Raw genomic sequence first — 8473 nt, forward strand, 5'->3', positions numbered from 1 at the left:
CGCTTTCCCGGCCTCGGCCGGTTCCGTTCTCCCTCAGGAGGGGGGGAGGGGGCGGGGCTGGAGGGGCAGGCGGCCGGATTGCTCGAGTGCGAGGCGGTGAAGGCGGTATTCGAGTTGGGCGAACCTGCGGTGGCCCCTGGCGTTGAGATGGGTGATGTCGTCGAGGAGTTCGGCCGGGTCTCTGGTGGCATCGGGGCTGTCCGGCAGGCAGGGCACGTGGAGGCGCTGGCAGGCATCGGCGAGCAGTCGATGCATTTCGAGGAAGCGGGCGCGGGATTGGGCTGCGATTTGAGGGGACAGCGGAAGCCCCAGGGTTTCTGGAGCGCGCAGGGCGAGGGCGACCTCTTCACGACGCAGGACGCGGCGGAGGACTTCTTCGATGCAGTCAGCGACCTCGGCAGGTTCGAAGAAGTAGCGGTAGCCGACGGTGCGGTATGCGAGCCTGCGCGCCGCGCGGAACGCGGCGGTGTGGGCGATAGCGGGGCGGCGGGAGAGGCTGGTGGCCGCCTGGCCGAGCCTGCGCATGAGTGCGGAGGAAGAGGATTCGAGTACGAGCGGAGCTGAGGGGAAGGCCACCCAGAAGGAAGGTGTGCAGACCAACACCAGGTCGGGTTCGAACTGGTGGAGCCAGCGCTCGACGGCGTCCGGGAGGGAAGGGCTGGGCCAGGCGCTCTTGAGGATGGTTCTGACCGGTTCGCCGATGTCATCGGCGAGGCGTCGCTCGACGATGCGCCAGGCACGCTGGTCTTCGGGGATGGGTCCGAAGGTATCGTTCGAATCTCCGAGCCGGAGGATGTTCATCTCTCGGGTGCTGCGGCCAGGCGGCCGGACTGCTGGAGTGCGGCGCGGTGGAGGCGGTATTCGTGTTCTGCGCGGCGGGCGTGGCCGGCTGCGTTGACGTGGGTGAGGTCGGGCTGGAGTTCGCTGCGCGCGGGAGGCTCATCGGGCCCTGCCGGGAGGTAGGGGATGTGCAGGGCATCGCAGAGGTCTGCGAGGATGCTGCCAAAGGCATCGCAGCGGGCGCGGGACTCGGCGGCAAGGCGCGGAGGCAACGGAAGGCCGAGCGGGATCGGACCCCGTACGCCGACGGCCACGTCTTCGTAGCGCAGAACCCGCCTCAGCGCGGCTTCGACATGAGCAGCCGCCTCCAACGGCTCGAAGAAGTAGCGGTGGCCGATGGTCCGGTAGGCGAGCCGGCGTGCGGCGCGGAATGGGGCGGTGCGGGCGATGGCGGGGCGGCGAGAGATGGCAGTTGCGACCTTTGCCAGGGGCCGGGCGAGGGGGAGCCGGGCACGTTCGAGAGCGGTCGGCGCGGAAGGGAAGGAGACCCAGTAGGACGCGGCACAGAACACCACCAGGTCGGGGCGCTCACGTTCGACCCAGCGGTCAAGGGCGCCGGCGAGGGATTCGCCCGGCCAGCCGCGCTTGCGGATGGTTTCGACCGGTTCGCCGAGCTCCTCCGCGAGGCGCTGCTGGACGATGTACCAGAAGCGCTGCTCATCCGGCAGGGGGCCGTACTCATCATCCGATACGCCAATGCGGAGGATTTTCACAGCGCGATTGTGGGCCACCTGCGCTTAGGCGCCAGCACGGCGGCGGAAGACGACGAGCGCATGGCCCTGCTGGAGGCGTTCGTACGACTGGACGAGGTGGGCGACGAGGTCGAGCTGGGCGAGGTAGGCGCGGGTGCCGTAGCGGGGTTCGAAATACGGCCGTCGGCGGACCAGTTCGGCCTCGGCAGTGCGCCAGGTGTGGGCGGCCTCGGTGGTCATCGGCCGGTGGGCGGCGAGCTCCCAGCCCAGCTGCTCCCACTCCTCGAAGAAGGCGTCGAGGCCGCCGCGGGCATCGGCGGGCGCCTCGCAGCAGAGGCAGAGGGTGGCCCCGGGCGCGGCGACCCGGGTGAATTCGGCGGGCGCGAGCTCGGTATCGAGCGCCCAGATGCTATCGATGCTGCCGCTGCGGAAGGGCAGGCGGCGGTTTTCGGCGACGACCCACTGCACCCGCCGGCCGCCCTCCATCGCCCGCCCGGCGGCGAGGAAGTCGGAGTTGAGGTCGGTGGCGATGGCGGTGCAGCCGGTGCGTTCGACTGCGAGGCGGGCGGCAGCGCCGACAAACGCGCCGGCATCGAGCATGCGGCGGCCGGGGCCGAGGTCGGCACGCTTGAGCAGCCAGCGGGTGGCTTCGATGCCGCCGACGTGGTTGTGTTCGCCGAGGAGGTCGATCCACCAGGCGGCGTAGTCGTCGGCGAGGGCCTGGAGGGGCGAGGGGAGGGCGCTCACGGGAACAAGATTAGCTGAGGTGGGAGGTTGGAGCCCCGCCCGGCCCGGCGCCGCCCCGGGGAACGGGGAGCCGGGAGCCGGGAGCGGGGAGGGGCGGGAAATGGCCGTTCGTTCTCCCGCTCTCCCGGCAGCGGCGGGCGTGGCGGGGGCAGTGTCTCCCTTCCTACTCGAACTCGGGGGTCTTGTAGAAGGGGAAGAGGTCGGGGAGGTCGTTTGCGACGGACATGGTGAAGTTTGGCTTGCGCTTTTCGAGGAAGGAGGCGACGCCTTCGCGGACGTCGGGGCTGGCGCCCATGATGAGAATGCCGCGCGAATCGGCCATATGGGCGTGCATGGGGTGGTCGGCGACGAGGCCGCGCCACATGAGCTGCCGGGAGAGCGCAACGGAGACGGCGGAGGTGTTGTCGGCGATGTCGCGGGCGAGGGCATAGGCGGCGGGCAGCAGCTCCTCGGGGGGGTGCACGCTGCGGACGAGGCGGCCGCGGAGCGCCTCCTGCGCATCGAAGACGCGGCCGGTGGCGACCCATTCCATGGCCTGCTGGATGCCCACGGCGCGCGGGAGAAACCATGAGGAGGCGGCTTCGGGGACGATGCCGCGTCGGGCGAAGACGAACCCGAAACGGGCGGTTTCGCTGGCCAGGCGGACATCCATGGCGAGGGTCATGGTGACCCCAACGCCGACCGCCGGGCCGTTGATGGCGGCGATGATCGGCTTCTTCAGTTCGAAGATGCGGAGGGTGACCATGCCGCCGCCATCGCGGTACTGGCGGATATCGGTTGGGCGGCCGCGGGCGCCGGCATCGAAGGTGGAGGGGCCGGCGGAGAGGTCGGCGCCGGCGCAGAAGGCGCGGCCGCGGCCGGTGACGACGATGACGCGGACCTCATCGTTGGCATCGGCGGCATCGAAGGCGTCGATGAGCTCGCGCTGCATGGTGGCGGTGAAGGCGTTGAGCTGCTCGGGGCGGTCGAGGGTGATGGTGAGGATGCGGTCGTTGAGTTCGGTGGAGATGTGTTCGTAGGGCATGGGCGGAATTGTGGCGCGGGGCGCGGTTCGCTGTCGAACGGGGTGTGCTATGCTGGTTTTACGTCATGATGACGGCAGTGCCGGGCCCGGTGCGGAAGGCGGCGGGCGGACCGAGGTCCGGGGGTTTGGCACCTGCTGGAACGTGGACTCGTGGCCGCCCCCGTGATGGGGAGATGTTTGCGGCGCATGTGAACAGGACGTGAAGCTGACAGGTTTGCTGGAGACGATTGCACGCCCGTTTCGGCGGGCAGCCGGGGAACCGGCGGGCCGGGGGACCCTTTCCCCTCTGACACCATCCTCAACGTCGAGCCCTCCAGGGGCGCCTGCGCCCGGCGAGGCAGCTGACGGCACGAGGGCCCGGCAAGGGCCGGCACCTCGACTGAGGCAGACCCCGCGCGAGGGGGTCGCACGGGCAGGCGAGACAGCGAGACGGGCGCGCCCGCCGCGGCGCCTTGAGGGGGCCGAAGGCCCCGCTCCCGCGGCAGCGGGCGAGACGGGCGCCGGGCACGGGGAGCGCAGCCGACGGCGACGTCGACGCGGCCGGGGCGGCGGAGGCAGCAGCCAGCAGCAGGCCGCGCCGGCGCGGCTCCCGGAGCCGCTGGTTCCACTTTCGGAGGAGTTCCGCGCGCTGGGCGTGGATGAGACCGGGCTGCGAGCCATTGCCGCGCTCGGGTTCACTGCCCCAACGCCGATCCAGCGCGAGGCGCTGCCGCGGCTGCTCGAGGGCGCCGACGTCGTCGGGCTCGCCCAGACCGGCACGGGCAAGACGCTCGCTTTCGGGCTGCCGCTGGCGCGCAGCATCGACCCGGCGAACGACGCGGTGCAGGCGATTGTGCTGGTGCCGACCCGGGAGCTGGCGAAGCAGGTGCGCGAGGTGATGGATCACCTCGCGCTGTTTTACGGCTTCCGCGCCTGGGCACTGACTGGCGGGAGCCGGGTGAAGACCGACATCGAACGGCTGGAGCGCGGGATCCAGGTGGTGGTCGGCACGCCGGGGCGGGTGATCGACCACATCAAGCGGGGCACGCTCTCGCTCGGGCAGGTTGGGTTTGTGGTGCTCGATGAGGCCGACCAGATGCTGGACATCGGTTTCGCGCGCGACATCGACTACATCCTGCGGCACGCGCCAAAGGAGCGGCAGACGGCGCTCTTCAGCGCGACGATGCCCGAGACCATCGGGCGGATTGTCTGGCGGTACATGCGCCACGCGGAGCGGGTCGCGGTCGACCCCGAGCAGCGCACGGCGGAGGGGGTCGAGCAGTACTACTGCGAGGTGGCCGAGCGGGACAAGCTCCGCGCGCTGCAGTACCTCTACGAAATGCGCGGGCTGGGGCGGACGCTCATCTTCCGGAACACGAAGCTGGGGGTGGACCGCCTGACGGCCGAGCTGAACCGCGCCGGGGTGCCGGCACAGGCAATCCACGGCGACCTGCGGCAGTCGCAGCGCGACCGCGTGATGGCCGATTTCCGCTCCGGGAAGCTGGAGTTCCTAGTCGCGACCAACGTGGCCGCGCGCGGGCTCGATATCCCGGACATTGAGGACGTGGTGAACTACGACGTGCCGCAGAACCCGGAGGAGTACATCCACCGCATCGGGCGGACGGCCCGGGCCGGTCGCCGGGGCTGTTCGTACACGTTCGTTTCCGAGTGGGACGTGACCGCCTGGGATGCCATCGTGGCGGAGGTCGGGGAGGGCGTGGTGCAGTACCTGCCGGTGCCGGCGCGCTGGGACATCGACCCGGTGCCCGCGGGCGAGGCGGCCGGCGGACGGTAGCGGCCGGCGGGTTGCCGGGCGGGCGGCGCGCGGGGCAGGATCGGCCCCGATGTACCGGGCGCTGTTCGACCAGTTTGGGGCGATGTGCGCGCAGAAGATCTGGCGCGGCGAACTCCTCAGCGACGAGGAGCTCGCCGCTTTTCGTTTGCTGCTGGATGCGCGCGAAGCGTCGGGTCGGCGGCTCCTGGGCAGGTACGCCGGCCCGGACCCGTGTATCGACACGGTGACCGGCCGCTGCGGGGTTCGGCCGCTCTTCCGGTAGGGCAGCGGCTCAGGAGGCGGCGGGTTCGGCTTCGGGCGGCTCCTGAAGGATGGTGACGGTGCCGGCCAGGCCGTCGACCTGGATGAGGTCGCCGGTGCGGATGCGGCTGGTGCCCTGGCGAACGTTGACCACAGCGGGGAGGCCGTATTCGCGCGCGACGGTGGAGCCGTGGCTGAGGGCGCTGCCCATATCGACGACGAGGCCGGAAGCGAGGGCGAAGAGCGGCGTCCAGCCGGCATCCGTGACCGGGGCCACGAGGATTTCGCCCGGCAGGAGCGGGCCATCGGCCTGGGGGTCGAGGATGACGCGGGCGCGGGCGGTCACGCGGCCGGGGCTGACAGGGGTGCCGCGCAGGATATCGCCGGCGTGTCCGGCCTCGGGCGGGGGCAGGGGCGCGGGCCGGCCGCGGAAGCGCTCGGGCAGGATGACGTGGCGGTTGCGCTCGTACTCGCGGCGGCGGGCGGCCACCTTGTCGGAGAGGTCGAGCCGCAGGCTGTTGGCGAGGACGTTGCTCACCTCTTCGTGACTGAGGAAGAAGAGGTCGTCGGGCTGGCGGATGACGCCGAGGTCGACGAGGCGGGCCTGGATGGCAGCGAGGTGCCAGTCGCCGAGGCGGGCGGAACGGACGAGGATGGACTTGGTGCGCTCGCGGAGGGCGACCCACCCCTGGGCGCGGGGCAGGAGCCAGCGGAAGACACCCCGCTGGATGGGGTTGAGGCGCGCCTCGATCTGGCGGGTGAGGGCGAGCCGCTCCTGCTCCTGGCGGGCGAGGACGGCGGGCGGAGCGTGCTCGGGGTCGAGGTCCAGGTAGGACCTGACCATGGCGAGGACGGGGGCCGGGTCCCACCGCCAGGTGCGGGTCGCGACCTCCATTTCGTGCAGGCCGCGGTGGCCGTGGCGTTCGATGAAGGCGGCGTAGGCCTCGCGCCAGGCGGCCGGCAGGGCCGGGTCGGCGGGGTCGAAGGCGGGCGCGCGCAGCTGTTCGCCGAGGCCCTCCCGGAGGGCGATGCGGGAGAGCTCCCAGAGGTCGAGGCTGATCTGGGCGCTTTCGACGCCGGGGAGGCCGGTGAAGAGGACGGGCACGCGCCCCTCGGTCTCTTCGCCGAGGGCGGGCCGGACGAGGCTGGCGATGGTGTCGTAGCCGGAGCCGGCGATGCCCGTGACCCGCAGGTGGACGCGGGCGATGCGGGCGGAGAAATCGAGGATGCGTTCGCGGTAGCGCTGGAGTTCGGCGTCGGAGAGGGCGAAGGGGTCGACCGCGCGGACCTGCCGCTCGGCGGAGGCGACTGCCCGGTCGGCGCGTTCGGCCTGCTTTGAGAGGGTGACCATGACGCGGAGCATGCGCGGGGCAGTGAGGATGCGGCGGCGCCAGGTGGTGAAGCGGGGGAGCGGCGTCTTCCAGCCATCGTCGATGGGGCCGCCGAGGTATTGCTGTTCGAGGGCGCCCTCGCGGAAGCCGAGGACGCGGGACGCGACGAGCCGGGTGGCCTCCATGTTGAGGAAGGCGCGGTTGTAGAAGGTGCCCATGAAGCGGGGGTTTTCGTCGCGCCCGAGGAGGCCGAGCTCGTGGTAGTCCTCGGTGTAGGCGCGGGGGACCGTCTCGTTGAAGGTGGTGATGGTGAGCGGGGTGAGGAGGCCGGGCAGGATCTCCTGGACGTTGGCGCTGGTCCAGAGGTCGGCTTCGGAGGTGGGGGTATCGAATTCGTTGTACCAGCCGCCGAGGCCGTCCGGGCGAGGGGCCCCGGCCGCCGGGGCGGTGATCGGGCGGGATTGCAGCAGCCAGAGCTTCCCGACCCCGTCGAAGGCGAATTCGATGTCCTGGGGGCTGCCGAAGAGATCCTCGGCGCGGAGAGCGGCGCGGACGACGGCGATCACCTGGTCGTCGGAGAGGACGGCGGCCGAGGATGGCCGTTCGAGGACGGCGAGCGACTGGCGGTGGACCACGAAGCGCTGCCCCTCGGCCTGGCCGGAGACGAGGGCATCGCCGAGGCCGGCCACGGCTTCGACGACGACGCGGTCGCGGCTGCCGGAGACGGGGTCAATCGAGAAGGCGACGCCGGCCGAGACCGCCGGGACCATGAGCTGGACGACGACGGCCATGGCGGCCTCTTCGGCGGCGCCGGCCGCGCGGCGGTAGGCGCGGGCGGACTCGGAGGATGCCGAGGCGAGGCAGCGCTGGACGGCGGCGAGGAGGGCATCGCCGCCGGTGACCCCGAGGACCGTTTCGTGCTGGCCTGCGAAGGAGGCCTCGGCGCCATCCTCATCGGCGGCGGAGGAGCGGACGGCGACGGGTTCGAAGGCCGGGGCGAGCGCCTTGAGGCGGTCGAGCAGGGCGCGGCGAAGGTCCGGGGGCCAGGCAGCGGGGTCGCCGCCGAGGGACGCCGCGAGGTCGGCGGGGATGATGAAGCCGTCGGGCACTTCGAAGCCGGCGCGGGCGAGGGCGGCGAGGCTGGCACCTTTGCCGCCGTAGCGGGCGCGGTTGGCGGGGTCGGCTTCGCGGAGCGCGGGGAGGTGAGGGGCCATGGCGGGGATCCTAGCGTGACCTGCCCGGACGGTCAGCAAGGCCGACAGGAGGAAATCGCTTGACCGAATACGAACGTTTGTTCTATTTTCCCCGTGGCGCGTGTGCCACGGGAGGGTTGGCGATGCGATTCCTGGTGCTGGCGATTCCCCGGCCCGGGGTGCAGCTTGTGCGGCTGGCCGAGCCCGCGCTCCGCGGCCGGCCCGTGGGCGTTGCTGAGGGGTCGGGCAGTGAGCGGCTGCTCACGGCGGTTTCGGCGGAGGCGAGCGCGACCGGGGCGGCGGCAGGGATGACGGTGGAGGAGGGGCTGGCGCGCTGCCCGTCGATGGCCGTGCGGGTGGTGACGGCGGGCGAGGAGCTGGCCGGGCTGGAGCGCATGGCGGCAGTGTTGCAGCGGAAGGCGACATCGCGTGTCGCGATCGTCGCGCGCGATGCCCTGGCGGTGGACCTCGCGGGGCTGGAGGGGCGCTTCGCGGACGAAGCTGGGGCGGCAGCCGGGCTGCTTGGGCTTGCGCGGCAGTGGAGCGGGCTCGATGTGCGCGCCGCGGTCGCCGATACCGTCGAGGAGGCGCTGGCTGCGGCGCGGCTGGCGCGGCGGGGGCCGGTTGTGTGC

The 8473-nt window shown here is 71.8% G+C and carries 7 protein-coding genes and 1 pseudogene; 3 read left to right on the forward strand and 5 right to left on the reverse strand.

Annotation, left to right across the window (positions count from 1 at the left end; genetic code table 11):
- Positions 1-33: 33 nt before the first annotated feature.
- From VAE46_RS08520 to VAE46_RS08535, 4 genes are all read right to left on the reverse strand, one after another.
- Complete coding sequence (locus tag VAE46_RS08520) at positions 34-801, reverse strand: SGNH/GDSL hydrolase family protein (protein WP_322796504.1); 768 nt, start codon at positions 799-801, stop codon at positions 34-36.
- Positions 798-1553: a GDSL-type esterase/lipase family protein gene (locus tag VAE46_RS08525; RefSeq protein ID WP_322796505.1), complete on the reverse strand. Its 756-nt coding sequence runs from the start codon at positions 1551-1553 to the stop codon at positions 798-800. Before VAE46_RS08525 ends, VAE46_RS08520 begins: the two co-directional genes overlap by 4 nt.
- A gap of 24 nt (positions 1554-1577) precedes the next feature.
- Entirely contained in the window at positions 1578-2279 is a 702-nt protein-coding gene (locus VAE46_RS08530; protein WP_322796506.1) for a class I SAM-dependent methyltransferase, read from the reverse strand.
- 163 nt (positions 2280-2442) lie between these two features.
- Entirely contained in the window at positions 2443-3303 is an 861-nt protein-coding gene (locus VAE46_RS08535) for a crotonase/enoyl-CoA hydratase family protein (protein WP_322796507.1), read from the reverse strand.
- A 634-nt stretch (positions 3304-3937) separates the two neighbouring features.
- On the opposite strand from VAE46_RS08535, the gene VAE46_RS08540 reads away from it, so the two are divergent.
- Both VAE46_RS08540 and VAE46_RS08545 read left to right on the forward strand, forming a co-directional pair.
- The gene (locus tag VAE46_RS08540; protein WP_322796508.1) at positions 3938-5077 is read left to right on the forward strand and encodes a DEAD/DEAH box helicase; all 1140 of its coding nucleotides are present in this window, start codon (positions 3938-3940) and stop codon (positions 5075-5077) included.
- Positions 5078-5126: 49 nt separating this feature from the next.
- On the forward strand, positions 5127-5339 hold the full coding sequence (locus tag VAE46_RS08545) for a hypothetical protein (RefSeq protein ID WP_322796509.1): 213 nt from the start codon (positions 5127-5129) through the stop codon (positions 5337-5339).
- 9 nt (positions 5340-5348) lie between these two features.
- Here the strand turns inward: VAE46_RS08545 and VAE46_RS08550 are convergent, their stop codons facing one another.
- On the reverse strand, positions 5349-7862 hold the full coding sequence (locus VAE46_RS08550) for a PEP/pyruvate-binding domain-containing protein (RefSeq protein WP_322796510.1): 2514 nt from the start codon (positions 7860-7862) through the stop codon (positions 5349-5351).
- 122 nt (positions 7863-7984) lie between these two features.
- Here VAE46_RS08550 and VAE46_RS08555 point away from each other — a divergent pair.
- A pseudogene (locus tag VAE46_RS08555) lies at positions 7985-8473 on the forward strand (hypothetical protein); the annotation flags it as partial.

This window comes from Tepidiforma sp. (assembly GCF_034433535.1).
Classification (GTDB): Bacteria; Chloroflexota; Dehalococcoidia; order Tepidiformales; family Tepidiformaceae; genus Tepidiforma.

Excerpts from the sequence above, each read along its gene's own strand:
- VAE46_RS08520 (WP_322796504.1), bottom strand. The coding sequence starts at position 801 with ATGAACATCCTCCGGCTCGGAGATTCGAACGATACCTTCGGACCCATC.
- VAE46_RS08535 (WP_322796507.1), bottom strand. The coding sequence starts at position 3,303 with ATGCCCTACGAACACATCTCCACCGAACTCAACGACCGCATCCTCACC.
- VAE46_RS08545 (WP_322796509.1), top strand. The coding sequence starts at position 5,127 with ATGTACCGGGCGCTGTTCGACCAGTTTGGGGCGATGTGCGCGCAGAAG.
- VAE46_RS08550 (WP_322796510.1), bottom strand. The coding sequence starts at position 7,862 with ATGGCCCCTCACCTCCCCGCGCTCCGCGAAGCCGACCCCGCCAACCGC.